General features: G+C 44.6%; 22 protein-coding genes. 9 read left to right on the top strand and 13 right to left on the bottom strand.

What is annotated here, in order from left to right; genetic code table 11:
- Positions 1 to 227: 227 nt before the first annotated feature.
- Positions 228 to 797, top strand: coding sequence for a Pycsar system effector family protein (locus tag A3EU_RS0124895; RefSeq protein ID WP_156825903.1), 570 nt, complete (start codon positions 228 to 230; stop codon positions 795 to 797).
- 6 nt (positions 798 to 803) lie between these two features.
- Here the strand turns inward: A3EU_RS0124895 and A3EU_RS0124890 are convergent, their stop codons facing one another.
- From A3EU_RS0124890 to A3EU_RS0124855, 7 genes are all read right to left on the bottom strand, one after another.
- Complete coding sequence (locus tag A3EU_RS0124890; protein ID WP_026211576.1) at positions 804 to 1,457, bottom strand: hypothetical protein; 654 nt, start codon at positions 1,455 to 1,457, stop codon at positions 804 to 806.
- Positions 1,379 to 1,987 (bottom strand): hypothetical protein, encoded by a 609-nt coding sequence (locus tag A3EU_RS31795; RefSeq protein ID WP_156825902.1) that lies wholly within the window; start codon positions 1,985 to 1,987, stop codon positions 1,379 to 1,381. Before A3EU_RS31795 ends, A3EU_RS0124890 begins: the two co-directional genes overlap by 79 nt.
- A 693-nt stretch (positions 1,988 to 2,680) precedes the next feature.
- Entirely contained in the window at positions 2,681 to 3,499 is an 819-nt protein-coding gene (locus A3EU_RS31790; protein ID WP_020538905.1) for an SDR family NAD(P)-dependent oxidoreductase, read from the bottom strand.
- Positions 3,472 to 4,902, bottom strand: a complete 1,431-nt coding sequence (locus A3EU_RS31785) for an aldehyde dehydrogenase family protein (RefSeq protein WP_020538904.1) — start codon at positions 4,900 to 4,902, stop codon at positions 3,472 to 3,474. Before A3EU_RS31785 ends, A3EU_RS31790 begins: the two co-directional genes overlap by 28 nt.
- A gap of 153 nt (positions 4,903 to 5,055) precedes the next feature.
- Positions 5,056 to 6,744: an AMP-binding protein gene (locus A3EU_RS0124865; protein WP_020538903.1), complete on the bottom strand. Its 1,689-nt coding sequence runs from the start codon at positions 6,742 to 6,744 to the stop codon at positions 5,056 to 5,058.
- A gap of 94 nt (positions 6,745 to 6,838) precedes the next feature.
- Positions 6,839 to 7,642 (bottom strand): SDR family oxidoreductase, encoded by an 804-nt coding sequence (locus A3EU_RS31780; protein WP_020538902.1) that lies wholly within the window; start codon positions 7,640 to 7,642, stop codon positions 6,839 to 6,841.
- Positions 7,643 to 7,851: 209 nt separating this feature from the next.
- Positions 7,852 to 8,727, bottom strand: a complete 876-nt coding sequence (locus A3EU_RS0124855; RefSeq protein ID WP_020538901.1) for a cyanophycinase — start codon at positions 8,725 to 8,727, stop codon at positions 7,852 to 7,854.
- 119 nt (positions 8,728 to 8,846) lie between these two features.
- Between A3EU_RS0124855 and A3EU_RS0124850 the strand changes: the two genes are divergently transcribed.
- Together A3EU_RS0124850 and A3EU_RS0124845 are read left to right on the top strand one after the other, a co-directional pair.
- The gene (locus A3EU_RS0124850) at positions 8,847 to 9,824 is read left to right on the top strand and encodes an NADPH:quinone oxidoreductase family protein (RefSeq protein ID WP_020538900.1); all 978 of its coding nucleotides are present in this window, start codon (positions 8,847 to 8,849) and stop codon (positions 9,822 to 9,824) included.
- Positions 9,825 to 9,926: 102 nt separating this feature from the next.
- Positions 9,927 to 10,931, top strand: a complete 1,005-nt coding sequence (locus tag A3EU_RS0124845; RefSeq protein WP_020538899.1) for a zinc-dependent alcohol dehydrogenase family protein — start codon at positions 9,927 to 9,929, stop codon at positions 10,929 to 10,931.
- 541 nt (positions 10,932 to 11,472) lie between these two features.
- Here A3EU_RS0124845 and A3EU_RS0124830 read toward each other — a convergent pair.
- The gene (locus tag A3EU_RS0124830; RefSeq protein ID WP_020538896.1) at positions 11,473 to 12,357 is read right to left on the bottom strand and encodes a phosphotransferase; all 885 of its coding nucleotides are present in this window, start codon (positions 12,355 to 12,357) and stop codon (positions 11,473 to 11,475) included.
- 140 nt (positions 12,358 to 12,497) lie between these two features.
- Here A3EU_RS0124830 and A3EU_RS33270 point away from each other — a divergent pair, with 140 nt between their 5' ends.
- Positions 12,498 to 13,601, top strand: coding sequence for a DUF2911 domain-containing protein (locus A3EU_RS33270; protein ID WP_020538895.1), 1,104 nt, complete (start codon positions 12,498 to 12,500; stop codon positions 13,599 to 13,601).
- 122 nt (positions 13,602 to 13,723) lie between these two features.
- Here A3EU_RS33270 and A3EU_RS0124820 read toward each other — a convergent pair whose 3' ends face one another.
- Both A3EU_RS0124820 and A3EU_RS31770 read right to left on the bottom strand, forming a co-directional pair.
- A complete protein-coding gene (locus A3EU_RS0124820; RefSeq protein WP_020538894.1) occupies positions 13,724 to 14,731 on the bottom strand; it encodes a helix-turn-helix domain-containing protein in 1,008 nt (335 codons plus the stop codon).
- A 78-nt stretch (positions 14,732 to 14,809) separates the two neighbouring features.
- Positions 14,810 to 16,486, bottom strand: a complete 1,677-nt coding sequence (locus A3EU_RS31770; RefSeq protein WP_020538893.1) for a SulP family inorganic anion transporter — start codon at positions 16,484 to 16,486, stop codon at positions 14,810 to 14,812.
- 188 nt (positions 16,487 to 16,674) lie between these two features.
- On the opposite strand from A3EU_RS31770, the gene A3EU_RS0124810 reads away from it, so the two are divergent.
- Both A3EU_RS0124810 and A3EU_RS0124805 read left to right on the top strand, forming a co-directional pair.
- Entirely contained in the window at positions 16,675 to 17,523 is an 849-nt protein-coding gene (locus A3EU_RS0124810; protein ID WP_020538892.1) for a hypothetical protein, read from the top strand.
- 33 nt (positions 17,524 to 17,556) lie between these two features.
- Positions 17,557 to 17,991: an acyl-CoA thioesterase gene (locus A3EU_RS0124805; RefSeq protein WP_020538891.1), complete on the top strand. Its 435-nt coding sequence runs from the start codon at positions 17,557 to 17,559 to the stop codon at positions 17,989 to 17,991.
- 26 nt (positions 17,992 to 18,017) lie between these two features.
- On the opposite strand, the gene A3EU_RS0124800 is transcribed toward A3EU_RS0124805, so the two are convergent.
- From A3EU_RS0124800 to A3EU_RS0124790, 3 genes are read right to left on the bottom strand one after another with little or no spacing between them, the layout of a single operon-like run.
- The gene (locus A3EU_RS0124800) at positions 18,018 to 18,713 is read right to left on the bottom strand and encodes an ABC transporter ATP-binding protein (protein ID WP_020538890.1); all 696 of its coding nucleotides are present in this window, start codon (positions 18,711 to 18,713) and stop codon (positions 18,018 to 18,020) included.
- Positions 18,713 to 19,972, bottom strand: coding sequence for an ABC transporter permease (locus A3EU_RS0124795; RefSeq protein WP_020538889.1), 1,260 nt, complete (start codon positions 19,970 to 19,972; stop codon positions 18,713 to 18,715). Before A3EU_RS0124795 ends, A3EU_RS0124800 begins: the two co-directional genes overlap by 1 nt.
- A 1-nt stretch (position 19,973) precedes the next feature.
- Positions 19,974 to 21,065, bottom strand: coding sequence for an efflux RND transporter periplasmic adaptor subunit (locus A3EU_RS0124790; RefSeq protein ID WP_020538888.1), 1,092 nt, complete (start codon positions 21,063 to 21,065; stop codon positions 19,974 to 19,976).
- Positions 21,066 to 21,270: 205 nt separating this feature from the next.
- Between A3EU_RS0124790 and A3EU_RS0124785 the strand changes: the two genes are divergently transcribed.
- Genes A3EU_RS0124785 through A3EU_RS0124775 form a run of 3 tightly spaced genes read left to right on the top strand, consistent with a single transcriptional unit; the run spans position 21,271 to position 25,250 of the window.
- Positions 21,271 to 21,876: a hypothetical protein gene (locus A3EU_RS0124785; protein WP_020538887.1), complete on the top strand. Its 606-nt coding sequence runs from the start codon at positions 21,271 to 21,273 to the stop codon at positions 21,874 to 21,876.
- A 5-nt stretch (positions 21,877 to 21,881) separates the two neighbouring features.
- Entirely contained in the window at positions 21,882 to 23,564 is a 1,683-nt protein-coding gene (locus tag A3EU_RS0124780) for an ABC1 kinase family protein (protein WP_020538886.1), read from the top strand.
- Between the two features lie 18 nt (positions 23,565 to 23,582).
- A complete protein-coding gene (locus tag A3EU_RS0124775; protein ID WP_026211574.1) occupies positions 23,583 to 25,250 on the top strand; it encodes a hypothetical protein in 1,668 nt (555 codons plus the stop codon).
- Positions 25,251 to 25,309 lie beyond the last annotated feature (59 nt).

The raw sequence follows: 25,309 nt of genomic DNA, 5'->3' as shown, positions 1-25,309 counted from the left end.
AGTGAGACAAGGAGCTTGAGTTTGGGTTTAATTGGATAAAGAAAATTGTTCCTTTATTAATTATCCAATTTGCAATCTCAAAATACATATTTACTTAAAAATTAGGAGCGTTTAAACGGAGAATGGATGGATACGGAGAATGATGAAACCTTTTTGCATTCCATCGTGCTGAAGCAAGGTAGGAGATTAAGAGCGACTGTTGTATCTTGCGCGCCTAACAACCTACTATGATGAAGGCTCCTGAGGTCTCACCGAAACAACCTAGGTCTTTTTCTTTTTCAAAAGAGACCGTTAATGTTATCCGTACCACGCTACGGAACAACATAGAATTGACTGCCATTGCCGACAATAAAGCCAATGTATTGCTGAGTTTAAACGCAGTGATGATCGCTTTTGTGGTCCCCTTGGCCATGTCAAATTTAGACGTAGTGTTTGCGTATACACTATTTGTGCCGCTCTTCTTTTTGGCCGTCACCTGCTTTGCGACCATCTACATTTCGACGCTGGTACTGGCTCCTTTTAACTTTGATACCTTCAATGAAGAATTGCCCGAGGGTATGGAAGCTAGTCCCTTTTTCTTTGGTACCGCTTATCATACTGATCTTACTGCGTATTACGATAATCTTCTTCGTACAACGGAAAAGAAAAATAGTGTGCGTCAGTTTTTAGCCCAAGACCTGTTTTTTATTGGTCGCCGCCTTGGCCAAAAAATGCTCCTGATTCGGCGAAGTTTTCAAATATTTCGGATTGGCATTTTCTTGACGCTATTATCTACAGCACTGGTGTTGATATTGTGATGTTTCTTACCGTTTTAGCTCAAATTTGCCATCCTTTAATTCAAACGCATTACTGTCTAAGGTGCAAGCTTTTAGTATCGCACTGTTTTCTGCGAGGCTAAGTCTTTTATCCAAGTGAATACCGGCAAATTTGCAATTTCTAATTTTAGTTTCAAAGGTGTATTTGAATTCATTATCGCCTGAATAAAATAAGGCTATATTTCCACGCCATTCTATATTAAAGGTGGAATTATTGTATTGTTTAGTAAATGAAATGTGGTGGTTGGCGCATTTATCATGACCAAGCAAATAAATGTCTAAAGCAAATACATGTGGATGGTAGTCGTTGGCGTCAGGTAAAGGATCAATAGTTAAAGTCCTGTCTAACAGGTTACTAAAGTCAAGTGGCGAGTCTTTTGTACCTATTACGGCTCCATTCCCATTCCAGAAGGTAGAAGACATGGTACATTGGTGAAAATTAGCCCACGCCATTTTTGCTTCCCAGTCGGAGTTGGCTTCTTCCTCTTCCTCATCGGAGTCATCTTCTTCGTAGTAATTCTCCGTTACTAAATGAAAATCAAATACGAGTCCGCGCCCTTTTATCAATCGTCCACTCCAGCAGAATTCTTGTATTCGGTGGCCGTTTGGGTATGGGTTATTTTTGAAGAATATTCTATCCATTGTTTTAGGGGCTTTTTTTCAAGGTGTTTTCGATGATTAAATAGGACTAGAATAAATATTGTAATATAGAAAAAAGCATAAGTTTTGTAAAAATACCCTGTTCCATTTGTATTGGGAGTAAACCAAATGAAAGAAATTGTAAAACTGAAAAGAAGTGTTGTCAAGAGCTTTGATATCCCTAAATGCTTAATCTCTTGGGGGATGCGGATAAGTGTTTTTTTAAACTCATTTTGAACAAAGGGAATGATAAATACCAAGGGCAAAAAGAGTAATCTAGCCTCTCTTATTAGGGCCGAAAAAGAGACTACTGCAACATTGATTATGATAAAGAAAATAGAGAAAAGACACCAGTATTTCAATGTTTTAGAAGAGGTGCCTTTTTTAATCAATAACATATAGGTGTATGCACCTGTCATGATGAATAGAATGGTTAGGCTTTCTCTAAATCGGTTAAAACCAAGGAAATTGTTTTGCCAATGAAGAAACCTTACATCTGATAAATATTCTTGAGCTTCGCTAATGATTTCCACAGGGAGATACCATCTTAAGTAGAGATAATACAGGAAAATTGCGGATGACCATCCTCCTATAATAAGGATGCTTTGTTTTGTGAATCCATATCTATTGACAAAGAAGGGAATGATTAAAAGAAAGTACATAAAGCTAGTCTCCCTGCAAATACAAGAAAGTAGGAAAAACAGGAAGGCAATAAAGTAATATTGACTCCAGAGGTTGATCAAGAAGATGATAATTAAGAGATATTGGAGGACATCATCATAGGTGCACATGTTTCCGAAAAACACGAATAGTATCGGTAAAGAAAAGAAAAAACAGCATTTGACTATAAATACCATCATCTCTATGACCTCCCAGTTTATTAGCTAGAAGAGGAAGCAAAAGAAAAACTAGAAATAGAAAACTGTAATTAAGGATGTTAAAGGAAAATTGGGTAGGTACGTTATGTTTTTCAAGGAAACATTTCTGTAATTCTAAGATGAAAGGTCGCCTCCTGAACTCAGAATTGCCATATCTGGATAAGAAAAGGGCTGTTGAATTTTCGTTTTGATAAATACTTTCCAAAGACGTATTAAACCCGCCGATAGGAAACCCATTAGATTGGCTGGGTACGGAAAAATTAATTAAGAAAATCACCGATGTCAAAAAAAAGCTAAGCAATAAGTTTTTAAAACTCAGAATAAATTTCATTGTGATTCAAAGTTGAACTAACCTTTCTTCGCCATCTCCCTCAATACAATCCAGCGCGCCAGAAACTCAGGGCTGAACTTGGCGACCCAATAATTGATGCGAAAAGCCAAGCCTGTGCGAATAATGGTTTTGTTTTTTTGCAAACCCCGATAGGCATCGCGGGCGACTTCTTCTACGGTCGTGCTGGCCATGATACTTTTGAAGGTACGTACGCCCATCATTCCGGCTTGTTGTTGAAATTTGGTGTCAGCTAGCGGGCCGGGGCAGACGGCGTATACTTTTACCAGAGAGTTTCGATCATGTAACTCCCAGGCCAGTGACTCGGTCATTTGCCTTACGAAAGCTTTGGTGCCGGCGTAGATGCTAGAGTAGGGCATGGGGACGTAAGAAGCAGCAGAGCTGATATTTACGATTTTACCATGGCCGTGAGTTTCCATTTCGCGAAGAAACAAGTGGGTCAGTTCGTAGACGGTAGCTGCGTTGAGTTGGATCATAGATAGTTCCGTGGCGAGAGGCATTTTTTCGAAATGCCCATAGGTGCCGAACCCAGCATTGTTGACCAGAATATTGACAGGTATGTCTAGTTCTTTCGTCCATTCGAGAACGGCCTGTGCTGCATTTGGCACGGCCAAGTCAAGGGCCAGGTAATGTAACGCAACGTAAGGAAACTCTTTTTTGAGCTCAATACTTGCCATTTCCAGTTCGTCCGCTGGCTTGGATACCCATAAAATCCGGTAACCATCCCGCGCAAACCAGCGGGTGAGGGCATAGCCAATACCACTGCTTCCACCCGTAATGAGGACGGTTTTTAAAGACGTGCCGCTTTGGTCATCCATTCGAAAATCGTGGTTTTGTAAGGAGGAAATAGCATTTTAAAATCAAGGAACCGTCGTTTCATAACGCCTCGTTCGTTGGAAAACTCTATGAAGCTGTGTTTTCCATTGGATTTGCCGATGCCACTGTTGTTGACACCACCAAAAGGTAATTCTGGATTCAAGGTTGTAATCATCAATTCGTTGATAGCCGTGCCTCCAGCCGTGGTATTACTTAAGAGGTACTCCTGATTTTTGCGACTTTTGCTCATGATGTAGAGCGCCAAGGGCTTGGGAAGCTGATGGATAAAAGCAGGGACTTCAGACAAGTCGCGATAGGTAATAACAGGAAGTACCGGGCCAAAGATTTCCTCCTGCATGACGGTCATTTCAGTAGTCACTTGATCAAGTAAACAAGGAGCGATAAACTTATCATCAGCATCGGTTTCTCCACTACCAATAAGTTGGGCACCTTTAGCTACGGCATCGTCGATGAGATTTTTTACCCGATGGAAATTCTTCTCATTGATAATTCGAGTATAGTAAGGCGAAGCCTGAATGCCTTTCTGGTCAGAATTGTAGGACTTTTCTACCCAGGCTTGATATGCATTGAGGAAGCCAGTTTTTTGGCTTTCATGAACCAATACATAATCAGGTGCAATACACGTTTGGCCATTATTGAGCAGCTTACCCCAGGCAATTCGTTCGGCGGCGACGTTTACATTGGCGGTCTCGTCGATGATGCAAGGTGATTTTCCGCCCAGCTCCAAGGTGACAGAGGTAAGGTGTTTTGATGCTGCTTTCATCACAATCTTGCCTACAGCAGGGCTACCGGTAAAGAAGATATGGTGGAAAGGTTTGTCGAGCAAGGCCTGTGACACAGGCACGTCGCCCTCAATCACGGCTACCTCGTTTTCGTCAAAAAGGTCTTGTACCATGTTTTTGATAAAGCTGGAGGTTGCCGCTGATATTTCAGAAGGCTTGACGATACAAACATTGCCAGCCGCGATAGCATGCAGAAGGGGATTAATCGCCAGTTGGAAAGGGTAGTTCCAAGGGGCAATAAGGAGCACCTGCCCTTTAGGCTCGTAGCGAACATAAGAAGAGATACCCAACATGGCCAACGGAGCACCTGCCCGTTGAGGCCGCATCCAGGCCTTCAGTTGCCGCTTGATATGAACAAGAATCGTAAGGATAGGGATAATCTCAGTAGCGAGCATCTCCTCGCGGGATTTGCGCAAATCATACCACATGGCTTTTGCCAACCGAGTTTGGTTCTCCTCGTTGAGGATATATTTTTCGATTTTAGCAATGTGCTCCAAGCGTTCCGCAGCGGTGGTGTTCTTCATCCGCTGGAGGTTTTCTGTCCGCCGCTGCAGATCAAAAATTCGGTCTACTTCCTTGATGTCGTATTGTTGCTCTATCATGCTTTAATTGCTTATCTAAGTTCATTGTCTAACCCTAAGGTACAGAGATTGAAACCAAAAAAATGTGTAAAATGTTGCTGTTTCCAATGAGAGTATTGAACAGATATTAGGTTTTCTACCACCAAAAAATCAAACCAACAAACCCTCAAACCTTTATTTCCAAACCACTACCTCCTTCGCTGAATGCCATTGTTCATACTCGTCTCCATATGATTGGTCCAATGCTGCTCGACGGACTTTCATAGTAGGGGTGAGCAAACGATTAGCTTCTGACCAATTGACTTTATCAACGACGATGGTGGAAATACGGTGGTAGTTGGCCAGTTGTTGATTAATATCAGCTAGAGTTTCCTGTAGGGAATCCTGGACTGTTTTTCTTGAGCTGTTCCAGCCGCCGGGCGATAAATTTACGAGTGCGATGGGCTGGGAGCACCCCAGGCCTACGACACATACTTGTTCAAGGTATTCATTTTTCGCCAGGTACTCTTCTAGTGGATTGGGGATAATAAACTGGCCTTTAGAGGTTTTGAAAGCGTCTTTTACACGGCCTATTACGCGAACATAGCCTTGGTCGTCAATAGTTCCTCTGTCGCCGCTATGAATCCAACCGTTTTGTATGACTTCAGCTGTTTTTTCGGGAGAGCGGTAGTAGCCCGTCATTTGGTAAGGCGCCCGCATGAGTATTTCTTCGCTGCCTTCCATAATTTTGACTTCGCAAAAGGGAACAGCTACGCCCACTGCGTCTGAGGGGGCATCTGCTTGAGGGCCATTGCAGATAGAGCCACAGACCTCGGTCATACCGTAGGCTTCTACCAAATGAATACCTAGTTCTTGGTACCAACGCTTGAGGTAAGCAGGAGTGATGGCTGCGCCGGTACCTGCTATCTCGATATGGTTAAGCCCCATTGCTTTGCGCAAATAATTTTTCAGCATATTCCCCAGCAATGGGATGCGAAAGAGTACGTTTAATACCGGTGCTGGGATTTTAGCAGTGACGGCTTGGTAAAATTTGGTCCAAATGCGCGGCACGGCGAAAATGAAAGAAGGTTGTACGCTTTGCAGGTTACTGGCGAAAGTATCGATAGATTCTGCAAAGGAAACACTTCCCCCGTTGGCCAGGCAGTTGGCTTCTACAGCTATCCGTTCTGCCACATGATTGAGGGGGAGGAAGGAAAACCATTTTTTGCGTTTCAGCTGTAGCGCACCTGTGAAATTTGTCAACTCCTCGATACGTAACACGAGGGCAGGGTTGCGATAAGTGTGCATCACACCTTTGGGCGTGCCTGTGGTGCCAGAGGTGAAAAGAATCGTCCATAAGTCATCCAGCGCCGGAAGAGGATTGCCAACTAGTGGTTCAGATTTATTGACCAATGCATCCCATTCGTGGCCTGTTTCGATCAGCGCATTGCCCGCGTAATGAGGGAATCTTATGACTTCTAATGTACCTGGTAGCGCCTGTGCTTTTTCGCCCCATTCGTCGAGCTTACCTACGAAGAGTGCTTTTATATCGCTGAGCTCAATAACCTCCTTGAGTTGTCCGGCGGGTAAGCTGGCATAGAAAGGGACGGATACAAAATTACCCATCATCAAGGCCAGGTCAGTAATGATCCAATGGTAGCAATTTTTGGAAAGTATGCCTACATGGTCTCCGGGCTTCAAGCCAAGTTCTTGTAGGGCTGTGCATAAGCAACGTGCTTGTTGGCCTACTTCGGCATAGGTTAGTTCTTTCCATTCCTTGCCGTAGGGCTGGCGAAGGAATACGGTATCAGCTTGCTCTTCTTCCCAGTGATAGAAAAATGCTAGTAATGGCTGGAGGTTTTCTGTTAATTTACTTTTATCCATTGTAGGTCGCTCATGTTTACCGCCACAGCAATACATCTGCGGGTCGGGTGCTTTACAATGGTCTCTAGGGGTGATTCACAATTTACGAAGCTTTTTACAAATAAGACTTCAGCAAATTGGCCAATCCCATATTATCGAAATTGAGGTGTTGGGCACCATCCACGTGGAGAGCGACGCCAGATATATACGCAGACAGTGGACTTGCCAGAAAACAAACGGCATTGGCGATGTCTTCGACCTGACCGAAACGTTGTAGGGGGATAGCTTTCTGAGCTTCCGCAAACATCTCTTGTACTGGTTGCGGGTAGGTTTCCAGGCCAGATGACTCGATGATGCCGGGTGCAACACAGTTGATACGAATACCCGAGGCCGCCCATTCTTGCGCGAGCGACTTGGTAAGGTTTTCTACACCGGCGCGTGCAGCAGCAGTATGCGCCATGGCCGGGAAACCACGATTGATGCTGGCGATGATATTGACGATGATGCCTTGTGATTGCGGAAGGAAAAAGGCGTTGGCCATTTCACGAATCGCAAAGAAGGTGCCGTTGAGGTTGTTGTCGATAACGGCTTTCCAGCCTTTGTCGTTGATGTATTCCGACAAGGAAGGGAATTGGCCACCAGCATTATTTACCAATATATCGAGCCGGCCGTGTTTGGTTTTGATGAATTCGGCGAGTGCTTGGAGCTCCTCACTTTTGCGAATGTCGCAGGGCAGAGAGGAACAGTTGCCGTATTGCTGAAGCTCTTGGGTTGCTTTATTAAGTAGGTCTTCCTTACGTGAACAGATAACTACAGTGGCGCCGAGTTGGAGCATTTGTTTAGCAATGGCAAAGCCAATACCTGATCGTCCACCAGTGACGAGGGCTACCTTGTCGGCAAAAAGTTGGGCATGGAACATAGTCGTAAATGATTTTATAAATGTGGGATAGTAAGCGACATCGGATAAATAACTGTCGGGTTTTAATAGGCCAGTGATTTTAGTTTTAACCAAGGCGAAGGTTCCCGACCTTAGCCATAGCTAAGGGAGGTGGTTCTTTAACGCTGGGTAAAGCTCACTCCCAGAGAATCTGACAGTTATTAATCCGACGTCGCTAAGTTCGTTTATCACTAATCTTTAAGTAAGACCTTCCTGTTTTTCATGTCATATTGATCTCCTTTACGGAGAAAGTAAAAGCTACGCTCTGCTGATGGCAATTGTTTTAAACTACTGCCTTCGCCTGACCAAAAACCTTTGTCGTAGATCAAAACGTAGCTTGGTCCCATGACCTCAAAGTTATTCCCCTGCACAATGATAGCGGTTCCTTCATCGAGGCCAATGCCGAGTAATTCCGGACGTTTATCCAAAATGGTAAATAAATCAAACTGGCGATTACGGGCCAGTACGTGCTGGTCGATAGCGATGTTTTTTATAAAACCAAAGCCCTCTTCGTGATCACCCATCATGATTTGATTGTTTTTGGTGTCACCCCGAGCCAGATAAGAGCCCTGTATGGTAGCACCGGCAGAAGAGCCACCAATAGCTCCGCCACGACTGAGGACGGCCCGGAAAAGTTCTTCCGAACGGGTACCTTCGTAAGCGTCGACTAAGCGCCATTGTCGGCCTCCTCCAAACCATACGCCTCCGGCATTTTCCAATGGCTGGGTAAAAGTGGCACTGTTTGCAATGTCAGGATCATCTGTATGTATAACCTGGACATTTTGGGCACCCAAGCGGCGAAAATCCGAGGCTACCCCCGCATCTTGGTTATAAGAGAAATTTCCCGCAGCGGTAGGTATGACAATCAATGGGGCGTGCATGCCACCAGCTAATTCAATAAATTTAAGCAGTATATCGTCACCAAGGCGCCCACCTCCAGCTACGACAAGTGAACCTGTTTCGGGACCAGTGGTAAGGGGCGTTGGTTGAGCAAGAAGTGGATAGTTTTGGCAAGAAAAAAGTATAAAGAAGAGGGGTAAAACAAAGAAGGAGAAGATGGATCTCATAAGATTTTTGTTTATTGTGAAATTCGAAAAGGAGAATCAGTTCACGAAATTCCCCAATAAGCTCTAAAGTGCGAATCTGCAGGCTGTAAGTTGTACTTTTAGTTAGAAAAAATAAAAAAATGAAGGCAATCATCTGTGATTCTTATGGTCCACCCTCTAATTTGCGCTATGGTGATTTACCTACACCTAGTATAAGGCCCGATGAAATACTTGTAGAGGTTCATGCTTGTTCGGTTAACTTCCCGGATACGCTGATCATTCAGGGCTTGTATCAGGTGAAACCCGAATTGCCATTTTCACCGGGTAGTGATATTGCTGGTACGATCAAAGCGTTAGGAGCAGACGTAAAAGGTTTTAAGGTAGGCGATGAGGTTGTTGGTTTTGCACCTTACGGAGGCTTTGCCGAAGAAGCGGTTTTACCAGCCAAGGCCTGCTTTCCAAAGCCACCAGGCATGGATATGACCCAAGCAGCAGCCTTTTTACTGGCTTATGGAACTTCGTATCATGCACTAAATGATCGGGCGAAACTCAAGGAAGGAGAAACCCTACTGGTGTTGGGAGCCGCAGGAGGAGTAGGGCTGACGGCAGTAGAGTTGGGCAAAAAAATGGGCGCTAAAGTAATTGCAGCAGCATCTACTGATGAAAAACTAGCAATTTGCCGGGAGTATGGAGCTGATGAAGTGATTAACTATACCAAGGAAGATTTAAAAACTCGTACGAAAGAACTGACAGGAGGCAAAGGTGTTGATGTTATTTACGACCCTGTTGGCGGCGATTATACAGAAGCAGCCTTGAGGGCCATTGCTTGGGAAGGCCGTTACTTGGTTGTTGGCTTTGCAGCCGGCAATATTCCTAAAATTCCGCTGAATTTGCCCTTGCTCAAAGGGTGTCAGATTATAGGCGTCTTTTGGGGAGCTTTTGCACAAAAGAGTCCTGGAAAAAACATACAAGCAACTATGGAGTTGATTCAGTGGTTTTTTGAAGGGAGTTTGAAGCCTCGGATACACGCTACTTATCCATTGCCATTGGCAGCCAAAGCCCTTGAGGCACTGCTCAATCGTGAAGTAAAAGGTAAGGTGGTAATTACGATGAAGTGAATTTTAACGTAGATCGAAGGTGAAAAGGACTTTGATATGCCCAAATGTAAGGGTATACTATGTACCTAAAACCCAAGTCTCGCATTAAAAATAATTATTATCATGAAATCAATAGCTATAGGGAGTAAAGGTGGTCTTGACCATTTGCAGCTAATAGAACAAAATGATCCAGAACCGGCTGCTGGTGAAGTATTGGTACGTTGGCACGCAACTTCTTTGAATTACCATGATTACCTTGTTGGCGTTGGAGGAATTCCGGTGCCGGAAGGTCGTGTGCCTATGTCGGACGGAGCAGGGGAGATAACTGCAATAGGAGAGGGGGTGACCGCTTGGAAGACAGGAGATAAAGTTATGTCACTCTTCTTTCCTAATTGGCTGGATGGCAAACCTACTTCTGCAAAGACTAGTGCCATTTCTGGCGAAACAGTGGATGGTTACTTGACGGAAATGTCGTGTTTGCCTGCACAATCACTTACCCGTATTCCAAAAGGTTTTTCTTACGCTGAAGCGGCAACCTTGCCTTGCGCTGCCCTGACGGCCTGGCGGGCGCTGGTGGTTGAAGGCCAGTTGAAGATGGGAGATAAGGTGTTAGTTGAGGGTACCGGCGGTATGTCGATTTTTGCGTTACAGTTTGCCTTGGCCGCTGGTGCAGAAGTTTACGCCACAACGTCCTCTTCCGAAAAAGCAGACCGCCTCAAAAGCATGGGCGTAAAAGAAGTGGTGAACTACCGAGAAAAAGAACGCTGGGGTCGAGCCATTTTCAAGATCAGTGGTGGTGGCGTAGATCATGTGCTCGATGTTGGTGGAGGTTCTACGATGCAGCAGTCTATTGAAGCGGCAGCTATGGGAGGGCATATTTCTTCTATTGGAATATTGGGGAATGGTCGCAAGGGGGAGATCACTTTCCCTAAACTGTTCTTTAAGCATTTGCGTATGACGGGCCTTGCTGTAGGTAGCCGAATGATGCAGGAAGACATGGTTTGTGCGATTGAGCTATCAAATTGGCGGCCAATTATTGATCGTAGCTTTGGTTTTACGGAATTGGCAGAGGCATTTCGTTATCAAGCCAGTGGTGCTCACTTTGGGAAGATCGTTTTGGCGTATTAAGGGGAACTGTTTTTGGGCGCAACTACGCTAATCGGAAAGAAGGGCTATTCTGTGATGTGGCTGGATGATTGGGAGAAAACTGGGCATAAGAGCCCCAAGTGGAGGGCCCACCCTCAGCCAGATCGCCAAAAACGCCCTTGGTCAAAACGACCCTACGGGGCGTGCGTCTATCTCTGCTGCCAGAGCGGCAGCAGCCAAGCAATACGCAAAAATAAACCGCTGAATTTCCTAGTGACTGCTAGGGGTAGTACCGATGATTACCTTTGTGGTTGTCAGCCCACTAAAGTGAGAGACGAAGATAGAAAAGATAAGTAATAAAACAAAAAAAATGCTATTTTTTTATATAGTACAAAATGTTTTTCTTTCTAGGGCTACCCCGCGCAAGCTGCCTGGAAGGTGGGAACGAAGTGAGCAGTGCCGGCTGCCTGCTACGACCATCGGAAGGAGCCGGTGGCCGGGGCGGAGCAAAGCGAACCCTGTAAGGGAGCGACCCCGTCAGGGGATGCGCCCAAATCATTTGATGCTAACTTCAGCTCAATCACTAACGATAACCCTCTTCCAAATTTTGTAGTGTAAAGCGCCCCACCTTCTGGAAAATGGGATCGCCACCCAAACCTATATCCAATAAGATGGTTCCGAAAAAAACGGCCCAACCCTTCGCTCGTGCCAAGAGTGCCGGGTGTGTGCCATAATCAGAAAGGCCAATGTTGCGTGCATTTTGATCGCTAAACAGCATCCAGAAGCTGGCCAAATCGGTGGCTGGATCGCCAGCGGTTATATCTCCCCAGTCGATAATAGCCGAAAATTTGCCCTGGTGGGTAATGATGTTTTTGGGGTGGAGGTCACCATGAATGAGGTGCTTGGGGGCTTGCTCATCAAGTGCAAGGAGCGCTTCCTCCCAAATTTCAGAAATGTTGGCAGAAATGAGTCCTTCGCTGATGAAGCGTTCAATGCGCGCTTCGGTTTTATCAGCCCGCGAGTTGAGGGTACACCCCCGGGAAGCGTTGTGTGGAGCATTGGCAGGTGCTGGCGGATGATGGAGTTTTTTCAGGAAATGGGCAAAACGAGGGGCTTCTTTTGCTTCAGGCAAAGCTTCTGCTGCTGGCCGTCCGGGAAACCAGGGCGTAATGCTCCAAGGCCACGGATACTCACCCTGGGCCTGACCAAAACGTATAGGGGAAGGTATAGGAATGGGCAGGCTTGGAGCCAATTGAGGGAGCCATTCTTGCTCACGAATAATATAAGGAAGTGCCTGCTGGCGCCGAGGTAGACGAATAAGAAAATCTTGACCCAATTTGTATATTTTATTGTCCCAGCCCTCTGCCACGTACTTAAGATCAAGCTGGGCGAGGTCTGGATGTTGCTCTTTTAATAAGGAGCGGACGAGCTTCTCGTCAATAATAATTTCTGCTGCGGGAGTTTCCATAGTTGTAAATATAATCGTGAAAAGGGAAAATCTTCTCCTGATTTGACGAATCAGGAGATAAAAAAGAGATACTTCTTATTGGAAAAAAGGAAGAGGGCCTTACTTCGCAGGGAATTTAGGACTGTTAAAAAAAAGAAATCATGCGTACTGTTGTTTTAGTTTTGTTCAGCCTCATGCTGACTTATAGCACACTTTATGGCCAGTTCCATACATTGAAAATTCCTCAGGCTAGTAATTATGTCGTTGAGATGCAACGACTTGCTGTCACAGACATTACGGTTACCTACCATAGTCCTACCGTAAGAGACCGTGATGTTTGGAACGACCCAGGAATTATACCTCAGAATGGCGACCCTATAGCTTGGAGAGCAGGAGCGAATATGAATACAACGATTGAATTTTCTACTGATGTTTTGATCGAGGGGCAACCGTTGGCTGCTGGGGTTTATGGATTTCATGTAATTCCACATGATGACCAGTTTAGACTGTTATTTGCCCATAACAGCCAGCAATGGGGTAGCTATTATTTGGATGTGGATCAGGATGTAAGCTTGCAGGTAGAGGTCAATGCGGTAGACTGTGCTTTTTCTGAAAAGCTAGATTACGAGTTTTATCCTGTGAGTGAAAATGAGATGATCTTAGGGTTGGAATGGGCTGATAAGCGTATTCCTTTTTCTGTCTCAGTAGATTTAGAAAAGACAGTATTGGCTTCTTTTCGAAAAGAACTCCGTGGTATAAATACCTACCGCTGGGAAGCTTGGAACGATGCAGCCAATTGGTGCCTGAATCACGACACCAACTTGGAGGAAGCACTGGAATGGGCTGAGCGGTCAATCAATGGAGGGTATTATGGTTTTGCTGCTAATAAGAATAGTACAAACCTAACAACTAAGGCACGGCTTAATCATAAGTTAGGTCAAGATGAAGCTTTGGAGCTTACAATTGGTGAGGTTCAAAATATTGAATATACGGCATATGAAGCAAATAGCTTTTCTCGGTTTTTGTTAGATATAGAGCAGTATAAACAGGCGAAATCTTTTTGTGAAACAGCTTTAGAGAAGTTTCCAAACACATGGTTTATTCAGCTTAATTTGGGGATCAGTGATTATTTCTTAGGAGATACGGCTAGTGCATTACTAACCATTAAGGATGCTAAGGTAGTAGCACCAGAGCGTTTTCATAATCGGATTGAAGAAATAGTGGAAGAGATGACGAATGGCGAATACAAATTACCTGGACGGTAATTTATGCTATGTGATTATTAGTTCTTGTACTCGAGGCTATCGGTTTTGAAGTGAGTTTGGGGTCTGCCTAAACTCACTTTGTTGATATATAATTGCTGTTATAGCGAGGGACGGAAATAAGATTAGCAATTAGCCTCTTTCTTAGCAGCGGATTTCTGAAATTGTTTTGGAGTCATAGCTGTTTCTTTTTTGAATGCGGTGTAAAAAGAAGAAGTAGAACGGAAACCAACGTCAAAAGAGAGGGTTGTTATTTTTTGCTGGGCAGTCTTTGGCGAGAGCAGCAGTTGTTGTGCTTTTTTTACTCGGAAATAGTTTACAGTCTCCGGAAAAGACCTGTTGTAAAGCTGTTGAACCGCTTTGGTAATTAAATAAGCAGGAAGGTCTGCTGTTTTTGCAAATTGATTGAGGGTTAAGTGGTGTTGTGTGAATATTTCTTTTTCCTCAAAGAATTGTTTTACAGAGGTCATAAGTGATTCCGACAATTGGAGATCTTGTTGCTTGTTGGAAAAAACGAGCAGGGTACGGGTTGCTTTAATAAACAGATAGTAAATAGGCATTGCTGCTATTCCGGCACCAATTGCATAGTCAAGTAAAGAACCTGTAAGGTGCTGGTAAACGAAAGCAGCCCATATGATTGTGATAGTAATAATCACATTTCGATTCCATATTTTTAAGTCTGTATATTGAATTGGTTTGGTAAAATAGTTACGCCAAGAGAAAAGAAGGTAAATAGATAATATTACGGTCGCTAGCTGGTATAAATACGTGGCTACTTGCATCGTGTTGAGCCAACAGATAAAGGTGCCGAGCACAGGGAAAACGAAATGTAATAATTCACTTTTCTTTACTTGATGCCGGTCGTGCTGGTTATTGTGAATATAAAGAAATAGCAATGGCCCTATACTCGCTAAACCCAAAAAACCAACCCCTAGACCAAAAGGAGCTGCTCCGAAAAAGATGAAGAACCAGATAGATTTACCTATTCGTAGTGCTACCGCAATTAACAGTAACCCTAGTAAAATGGAATTTAAACGGTTTCCTTTTTTATTGGAAAAAAGATACTTGGCAAAGAAAAGGCAAATAGCAACCGCTATACCTGCTAAAATACCTAGAAGTCCAGTGATATCCATATAGTATAGTTATACATTGAGAATAGCCACGTTAAAACGATGCTTAGTGGGGATTTACTTGCTTTATAACGAGAACATTTAATCTTTTTGTGCAAATTCTATTGCATCGATAGGATGCCGGAAAAAATGATCCGGCCCTATTAGCGATCGTAGATCTGCGCGAGCAAGGCTATCTCGAACGGGGCCCATGGTACCAGATAGGTAAAGGGTAATATTTTGATCGGTACACCAACGGTGGAGGTCACGCAAGGCACTAAGCCCACTGGAGTCGACATTGATAATACTGGAAGTATCCAGAATTAGCACTTCGAGGTTGCCAGAATAGTGGTTTACTCTTTTCTGAATTTTATCTTTAAAGTAAGCGGCATTGAGGAAAAAAAGCGGGGCGTCAAAGCGGATAATGAGTACTCCTTCGTGCTGAATAGCCTCTGGATAGCGCTTGATATTCCGGAAATAATCACTGTTGGGCAGTTGGCCAAGTATGGCAATGTGTGGGCGCGATGATTGAAAAAGAACTGATAACAGCGAGAGGGCTACCCCTGTAAATACCCCTTCTGCAATGCCCAGTCCAATTGTTGCAATAAAAGTGATGACCGCCATGTAAAAATCTCTGCGGTCAATATTCCATAATTGAGCAATGCCTTTGATCTCAAACAAGCCCCTAATGGCTACTAAAACAATAGCAGCAAGGATGGCTTCGGGCAGGTAATAAAACAATGGTGTGAAGAAAACCAGCACAAGACTGGTTGCCAAAGCAGCAATGATGGAAGCCAATCCAGTGTTAGCACCACTGTCATTGTTGACGGCCGACCGCGTAAAGCTGGCCGAAGAGGGGATGGCCTGAAACAGTGCACCAAGCATTTTGGAGACCCCCAAGGCAAATAGCTCCTGGTTGGGGCGGATACCTGATTGCTTATTTTTGATCTCCAGGGCTTTGCCTATACTGATCGTTTCTACTACACTCATGATCGTCACCGTGAGGATGGTAGGTCCCAGTAGTTGAACTTTGCTCCAGGTGATTTCCGGGAATTGGAACGGAGGAAAACCTGCCGGGATATCACCTACAATGATAAGGCCGCGGCTTTCCAGCATAAAGTAAGTTGAAAGGACAATGCCAATGATCGTGACCAATAAAGCTCCTGGTACAGCTGGTGCCCATTTTTTCAGGGCAAGCATGATAAGAATAGCGCCACTACAGATGGCAAAACTGAGCCAGTGGGTCTCTTGAAGGTGAGAAAAGACATAGTAGACGGTCTCATAAAGCTGTTCGAAACGAGGTACTTTGATGCCGAAAAGATACTTTAACTGACTGACTCCAATGATGATAGCTGCCGCCGAAGTGAAGCCCATGATCACGGGGTTGGAAAGAAGGTTGACCAAGAAGCCAAGCCGAAATAAGCCCATCGTAAATTGGGCAATACCAATGAGTAAGCCAGCCAGAATGACCAATGTGATATATTCAGGACTGCCGGGAATGGCTATTTGGCTTACGCCGGCCAAAACAAGTAAAGCCGATACCGCTACCGGGCCGATAGAAACCTGGCGAGTAGAGCTCATTAAACCATAAATAAATAAAGGAACTACACCAGCATAGAGCCCATAAATAGGAGGCACACCTGCCAGTAACGCATAAGCCATACCTTGGGGTACAAGCATAATGCAAACGGTAAGTCCGGCAATGAGATCGAAGCGAAAGCGATTTTTGCTGTAATCTTTAAGTTGTTCCGCCAGGGGGAAGTATTTTCGCCAACGCATGCTGAAAAGGGGTGGTTGTTCCGCAAAGATATAGATTATGATTAAGCACAGAAAATTGTCAGTGCATCAAAAAATATTGTGATACGCTCTCCTTTCTTATGTTTGTGCAATCAAGGGGTACACTAACTGATTTGACGCAATCAGTTACTCTTTGATAACAACTCATTATTAATCTTGAATTCCTGTTTATGAAAGCGCTACTCACTTTGTTTTTTAGCCTCTTCTCTTTCTTCGTTTTTGGCCAATGGGCAACACCCGTCGTTACGACATCTGAAGCCGATGTATTTATCCCCGCGCCAAAAGAAAGTCTATATCTCCAACGGTATCGCAGTGCCTTTTTGGGCATCGGGCCACGGTATTTGAATACTGATCCGGGAACCATCGAAACGACTTTTGTGGACGATAGCCCCTCGATGGATAGCTTCAACTCTACCTTTGAGGTAAAAGATGGTTATACCCAATTTGCATTGAATATCGGCTACAAAGCTGGGAATTACCGAGGTACTTCTCATGATTATCTGCTGGATGTAACACTAGGGAAGAATTACACAGCCAAGTTTGCTTACTCTTGGGGGTGGAATTTTTTGACTAAATTAAATGGGAACGACTTTGTCATTCGCCCTGCTATCCAAGGTTTGTTGGCAGGCAGTGGTTTTCGAATCGGGCAAATTCAAAACAACGCTGCCTATATTCAAATTGGCGAAACGCAGTACTACGAAAACGAGCTAGATATTCGCTTGCAAGCAACGAGTGTGACCTTTGCTCCACGACTGGATTTTACCTATATCATTGCTGATAGGGTGGACGTTTTCTTAAAAGCAGCTTATGATGTTCCTGCGGGAAACAGTGATGCTATCCTTCAGTTCAGTGTGCCAGATGGGATCGGAACGGATAGTGGAAATACGACTACTTCCACCGTCAAAGTGGATGATGACAACCTCACTATCACGTACAATGGTGATCCTCTTGAATCTTTACCGTTTACAACGGGAGGCCTGCGGGTAACTTTTGGGATTAGTTATTTGTGGAATCGTTAAACGACAATCACTTGTTGGAGAATCAATAATGTTATGACTAAAATTTCACTAGATCAATTTAAAGTCAGGATAGAATACGCTGTACAATGGGGGGATATGGATGCTGCCAGGCATGTCAATAACCTGGTGTACTTGCGTTGGGCCGAGTCTTCACGATTGGCTTATTTTGAACACATGGGTATCAATAGCAACTTCAGTGAAGGCGTAGACCCTATTCTAGGCTGGCAAGACTGCAAATACATTTTTCCAATGGTGTATCCAGATACCGCGATAATAGGGGTGAGGGCCATTGAAATAAAAGAAGACCGCTTTATGCTGGAATCTGCCATTTTTTCGAAGGCGCATCAGCGGATAGCAGCCATCTCTCGACAGTCGATAGTGCCTTATGATTATGTTGCTTTGCGCAAAGCGGCTTTGCCCGAGGAGTGGTTGACAAAGATCAAAGGGGTTGATCAATTGAATACTTGAGGTAAATTAAGGTAAGTTGTTGGTTATTATTGATTTGTGTGTTTTATTATCCGTCCATCTTCCATGGTGATAATACGGTCGGTTTGATGGGCGAAATCCAGGTCGTGGGTGACAATTAAAAGGGTAAGCCCTTTTTCAACAGCCAGCTCTCTGAAGATAGCCAGTACATTATCAGAGTTTTTGCTGTCGAGATTGCCAGTGGGTTCATCACCCATGATGATGCTTGGTTCGTTAATCAATGCGCGGGCGATGGCGACTCTCTGTTTTTCTCCACCGGAGATACGGTAAGATTTACTACGAGCGACATGATCAATATCTAACATTTTTAGGACTTTGATGGCGTCGTGTTCGATCTCCTCCGCGCTTTTTTTGCCTAGCTTTTTGGCGGGCAGCATGACATTTTCTAGTACAGAGAATTCTGGTAATAAGTAATGGAATTGAAAGACAAATCCAATGTGTTCATTACGCACTGCGGCAAGTTGTTCCGGTGTATTACCGGTAATGAGGCGGTTGTTGAGATACAATTCCCCGCTGTAGTCGGTATCCATCGTAGAGAGGATGTAGAGTAGGGTAGATTTTCCGCAACCAGATTTTCCCATGATGGACACAAATTCTCCTCGGTTTACCGTGAAGGAGATGTCCTTCAGGACATGGAAATCCACGGGTTCATGGAAAACCTTATTGATGTTTTTTGCCCGTATGACGGCTTGGTTATCTTTCATTACTGGCCTCTTAAAATGGTGACAGGATCAATACCTTTGGCTTTCTTGGCAGGCAAATAACCAGCTAAAAAAGTAGAGACCAAAGCAAAAGTGATCCCGATGATATAGAACGATGAGTCGAAGTTGACAGGGTAGGTCGTAATGGTGGGTAAAGCATCCGTCTCAAAAGGAAGGTGACTGATGAGAACAGAACAACTCCAGCCAATAACCAAGCCCAAAATACCGCCAAGGGTGCCAATGATCAGCGCTTGACTGATAAAAATATACATGACATCGTTGCCCGAAAAACCTGTTGCTTTCAGGATGGCAATGTCGTTCATCTTTTCGTAGATAAACATGTTGAGGATGTTGTAAATTCCAAAGCCAGCAACGATCAACAAAGTAATAGAAACCGCATAAGTGATGATGTTTCGGATGGTTGTCCCCGTATCAAACTGAGCATTAGCAGTACCTATGTCTATGGCTGTGACATCATAAAGCCGGGCAAACTGTTGGGCCATCGGTGCGGCTTTTTCCAAGTCGTGCAGTTTGATATTAATATCGGTAATAAAATTAGCCTTCTCGCCCATCAGTCGCTGAGCCGTCTTGATATTGGTATAACTTTGAATGTTATCAATCTCTGCCAATCCACTCTGATAAATCCCCGTGATTTTCAAAGTAATTCGATTACCCTGGGCACTCACCAGTTGAATCCGATCACCAATGCCGATACTCAGTTTTTGGGCGATACCTGCCCCGATAATGATGGCGTTTTCATTTTGATAAAGGTCTTTGATATCTCCTTCAATGATGTAATCATCGATATTGAAAAGACGAGCTTCTTCGAGGATGTTTACACCGTTTACCAGACCATTGAGCTCTAGCGCACCGGCGGTGTAAAAAGCCTGGCTGCTTACTTGGGCGGTGGCGCCAAGGATATCGGGATTGTCTTTCAGTAGCTTTAGGAGTGGGAGGGCATTGTGAATTCTGCTGGGCCGCTGGCGGGGTTTTATCGACCGTACAATGTTCCAATCGCCAAGGGTTGGAGTTGCTAAATCAAGGGGCTGTTTTTTAGAAGGGGCAACCTCATTGTACAGGTGGATGTGAGGCGTTCTATCTAGCATCAGGCCATCTAGCAACCCATTGAGCCCCGTCATAAACGACACCAGAATGATAAAAGTGGCAATACCAAAGGTTACGCCCAAGGCCGCAATAGCCGATTGTTTGAGGCGGGTCGTGATGTGGGTTTTCGCAATTTGTAGGAGAAGCTTGTATTCCATCTTATTCGGCTTGGTAAACAACGGTAGAAGTATCAATACCGCTAAGGATTTCAGTAAAGGCCAGATTCTTTAGCCCAGTGGTGACTTTGACGTAACCTTGGGGCGTATTGACTTCATTGTTCTCATTGATCAGTTGACTGGATAAGCACAGTACCCGGTCCTTTTCTGCAATAATGATGTTGGCTTCTCCACTAAGGCCGTTAAATAGCCTGTCGGGCTGTGCTTTGAAGGTGGCTTCTATTTTGAATGTCTGGGAACGCTCGTCTTTGGTAGGGTATATGCGCGTTATTTCAGCTTCAAAAACCTGCTCTCCAAAAGCATCAAGGTTGACCAGTGTTTTCTGTCCGGGGAATACATGAGTGATGTCCACTTCATCAATCAATAGCTGGACGACAAACTTGTCTGTACTCCCTACTACGGCCACGGCTGATTGAGGACTTACAAATTCTCCTTCTTCCTTCAGTACTTCGTAAATGGTTCCGGTAAGCCTACTGGTAATCGTAAATTCTTCATTGTTGGCGGCGCTGATCTGTAGGCTGTTTTGTGCCAATTCGAGCTTGCGGGCGAGTTCTTTTTGCGTGCGCAGATAATTGCTGCGAAGGCTGCTTAGGTCGTTCTGTGATAGCTCGTAGGCCAATTTTTGTGCATCATAACTTTGTTGCGAACCGATATTCTGTGACCATAGTTTCGCCTGACGTTCATAATTGAGTGAATCATTGGTGACCCGTATTTGTGCGGAACGAATACGCTCTTCCAGCTCTCTCAAGAGGGCACTTTCGCCTAGATAACTATCCTGTGCCAGCTGTACATTCAAGGCTGCATTGGCCTGGTTGAGGTTGCCCTGGCGGTTGTTGACCTGAAAGAGCAAAGCCCCTTGTTCAACGAGCTGTCCCTCTTCAAGAAAGCTTTTTTCTATAATACCGTTTACGGGAGAATACACCGTGTAAATTTCCGCCGGCACTACGGTAGCCGTACTGTATACCGCTTCCGTAAGTGATTGATATTGCGCTTTGAATTCTTGCGGCGGGGAGCTACAGTTGTTTAATAATAAACCTATCGTTACAAAAATAAAACCTGTTGGAAATAGACGCATTTGCTTCCTCTGTTTAATAAAATACCACCTTAAAGTTCCAGTGAAAAACTGCTGGTTTTAGTGATAATTCTCATCTTGATTACTGATCCTAATCAGTACATTTTTTCTCGTTTTAATTGATTATTACGGGTGAGAGGGGGAGCATACCCAAAGTCATTTGGACGCGAGAATTACCCTCCACATTGTTCATTTAAATCTTACACTAATGGAAAATGCAATAATCGAAAGAATCAAGAACGAAGCACGTAACCTTCAGGCTTTATCGGATGAGTTGCAAGTGCAAATGGCATTAGGAAAGGCCGAAGCCAGGGATTTGATCGAACGGGAACGCAAAATGCTTGCGGATTTCATAAATAAGGAAAGAGCGGAATTGAAAAAATCAGCCGCTTATACTGCTGATGATCGTCGTGACTTCCTGACGAACATTGAAAACCTGGAATCGAGTTTGTTCCAAGAAGTGCCTACTGATGTGAAGGCTTATGACGCCTACAAGAAAGAGGTTCTTGAGAAAGTTTACAAACTCGAAGAAGTGGTGCGCGTAAGTTATCCGGATATGAGTACGCAAATGCAGGAGACACTCGATGCTTTCAAAGCCAAGATGGATGCTTTCCGCGTCAATTTAGCGCTGCATGATAAAGATGATCCTGCTCGCGTAGCTAGTATTCGCCGCGAATTTACAGAGAAGTTGATCGAAGTTCGCGAGCTCCTCGGTCGTCGCGAAACGGAACAAACAAAATTGGACCATTTCGTAGAGGATATTTCCGAATCTTTCAACTACTTGAAACGAGCGATTTCTAATTTGTCAAACTAATGTCGATGAAGGGAGGAGCCCTAAATATTACCACCACTTCTACCTTGATGAGATATGAGAAGGTTTTTGGAACCTTTGTGAAATACGGGTTCGAAGACCTTCTCGCTCATCCACCACTCAATAAGCTGGTACCGCAGGCTAATCGGTTTGTGCCCAGTCGAGCGGGGCGAAAGGTGAGTGAGTTTACCCGCTACGAGCGTATCCGCCTCGTGTGTGAAGAATTGGGGACGACCTTCATCAAGTTTGCTCAAATTGCGAGTAATCGACCGGACTTACTGCCCGATGAGTTGATTACGGAGCTGGCCAAATTGCAGGATCAAGTACCTCCCGTAGCGCTAGAAGAGATTTATGCAACCCTGGAGCAGGAATTTTCCCGCCCCTGGCAAGAAATGGTCGAGTATTTCGATCCCCAGCCCTTGGCATCTGCCTCTATGGCGCAAGTGCATAGGGCACGTTTGGTAGGAGGAAGAGAGGTTGTTTTGAAAGTGCAGCGGCCAGGCATCCGCGAGGTCGTTGCTGCGGATATTACGATCCTCAATCAATTGGTGGGCATTATTGAAAGCTACTTTCCCGCTTTGTTGGTTTATCAACCCAGTGAGCTGGTCAAGATGTTTGAACAAAGCATTACCGAGGAATTGAGCTTCCGGAGAGAAGCGGCCAATTTGCTGCATTTTCAGCAAATGTTTCGCGACCATTCGAAAGTGTTGATTCCTGCTGTGTACCGGGAATTGTCTACCGACAAGGTGCTGTGTATGGAGTACGTGTCTGGTTATAAAATCACGGATCTCGACCAATTATCTCAATTTAATATCACGGGAGAAGAATTGGCCTTGCGAGGCATCGGGTTGTATTTTGAGCAGGTGTTTGAACACGGCTTCTTTCACGCCGACCCTCACCCTGGTAACATTTTCGTGCTGGAGGATGGCCGCATCGCCTTCCTCGATTATGGCATGGTGGGTACTGTGAGTGATCGGGACAAGTTATTATTTGCTCAATTGCTCCTCGCTATTTATGATCAGGATGTACAGGGATTAAAAAAGGCGATCCTCAAATTCTCTACGGGCCTGAGCAAAGACAAAGAGCGCGAGCTGGAATATGATATCATCTACGTCTTACGGCAATATGCCAGTATCGCTTTGGAAGATATTGATGGGATGGAGGTCATGCAGGGTCTTAATGCCTTGTTTTTTGATTATAAAATCAAACTGCCGGCCAATTTACTGTTGTTGCTGAAAGCTTTGGTCATTATGGAAGGCGTAGGTTTACAGCTCGACCCCAACTACGATATCATTGCCAATATTGGCCCCTATGTTCAACGCTTGTTGTCAAAGAGATACAGCCCCCTCCGGCTCCGGCGTGAGCTAATGCGATCAGCCGAAGATACTACCAACCTTTTGCGTGAACTTCCTGAAGATTTGCGCGAAATTTTACGGAAAGTAAAAGAAGGAAAACTCCATATTGAGTTTGAACACAAAGGCTTGCAACCTACTGCCGATAAACTGAGCGATAGTATCAAGCTCCTTTCCTATACCCTGCTGGTAGTGGCTGTCATTATTGCTTCCTCGTTGATTGTTGTAGCCAAAATACCGCCTTTGGTCAATGGTTTCGCTTTGTGGGGAATCGTGGGTTTTGGGATAGCGGCGCTGCTCGCATTGAGAACAATTTTTTCTTTGAGAAAGAAGAAATAACCTTTTAAAATTAAGAAAATGAAAAATAATCTGCTGCGTCAATTATTGGTGTTGTTTCTATTTGCAGGTTGTTCGTCATTTTTGCTACAAGGGCAAACCGATCAAGATTTTTTTGCCCAATTGCAGGAAGAGGAACAAGTAGCTATCGAAGCGTTGGTACTGTATCCAGCCACTACACGGACAATTATTCTGGAAGCTGTTCTTTATCCTGAGGTACTCGTGAAATTGCAGCGAATTCAGGAAAAAATCAGTACCACCTTTCAGGATTTAATGAACAACCAGTCACGTGAGGTACAGGAGGTCATCTGGGATTTATCCCGTTATCCGGATTTAATCCACCAATTGGCTACCCTTACAAATGCGAATGACCGCACTGTTCGCGAAGCACTCAAAACTTATCCCGAAGCAATTCAGGAAAAGGCACTTCAGGCATTGCTTAACTATCCAAGATTATTGGCCGATGCGGATGATTTACAGGAGGCTGCCGCAAACGCTTTTCAACAAGTATTGACGGTTTATCCCGATGTGGTCAAGGATCAAATGCAAGCGCTATTGGCCCTACCTGAGGTGTTGGATTTGCTAACGGAAAATATTAGTCTGACGCTGCTAGTGGGAGAACAGTACCGTAGTGATCCCGACTGGCTGATGGCACAAATGGATAGTCTCAATCTTGTAGTTGCTAGAAAAAATGCCCAAGAGTTGGAAGACTGGAAACAAGAGCTGGAAGCTAATCCAGAACTAGCAGAGGAATTAGAAGTTGCGGCATCTGCTTATGCAGAAACGTATGCTTACGATGATAGTTATTACGATGAGGGTGATGATGTGTATTACCAAACGGAAGAACCACAGCGGGTAGATGTTCATTATTATTACCATTATCCTTATTGGTTAGGATATCCGAGTTGGTACGATTACCCTTGCTGGCGACCTTATCCGCTTTGGTATGATTGGGGTTTCTCTTCCTGGAATAGTCAGGTGCTGGTGATCGTAGGTCTCCCTTCTTATCACTTCACTTACTGGTATTTTAACAGAGCAGAACATCACATTTGGTGGCCACACTTGTCTAGTCATTTTGTTAACCATTATTATCATCATCCAAATCATCACAGTGGTGTTGTAGGAGGGGTGAAAGTTTGGCGAGACAACCGAAGGACGGTCATTTCTGACGAATGGATAGAAGGGACTACGCGCAATCCTTCCAATTTCAAGGAATACGGTGAATTTGAATATGACCTCCAACGGTACAATCAACGTAATCCTGGTAAAGAATTGACGGCAGATAAGTACTTGGCTCACAATACCCGTTCTTACAAAACGCTTAGGGAGACAGCTCCTTCAAAATCTCCGATTGGGAATGAGCAAGTAAGGCCTGTGCCAACGACTCAACGCCCTGGGAATGTAGACGCGAAGACCAATCTACCGACATCAGATCGCTCTATTCCGGCTAGAACGGCCCCTACAAGGCAAGCCGAAGAATACCACCGGAACACCTGGGAACAACCCAAGAAGGAAGCACCACGGCCAAGTCAACCCCCAGCAGAGCGTGTCGAAAGACGGCCAAGTCCCGTTCCTTCTGCACCGCGCACGACCAAACAAGCGCCAGCCAGACCCACGAAGCAATCACCCGCTCCGGTGCGTAAGCCGACGACAACGGATAAGCCCAGAAAATCAGGTGGTGGTGGATAATTTGACTAACTTGGTATTGTCTCCGTGGATCGTAAAAGTCAAAGTGACTCTAAAGAAGA

Origin of the sequence: Lewinella cohaerens DSM 23179 (assembly GCF_000379805.1) — a bacterium.
Classification (GTDB): domain Bacteria; phylum Bacteroidota; class Bacteroidia; order Chitinophagales; family Saprospiraceae; genus Lewinella; species Lewinella cohaerens.
This window is presented reverse-complemented; position numbering and strand designations above follow the sequence as displayed.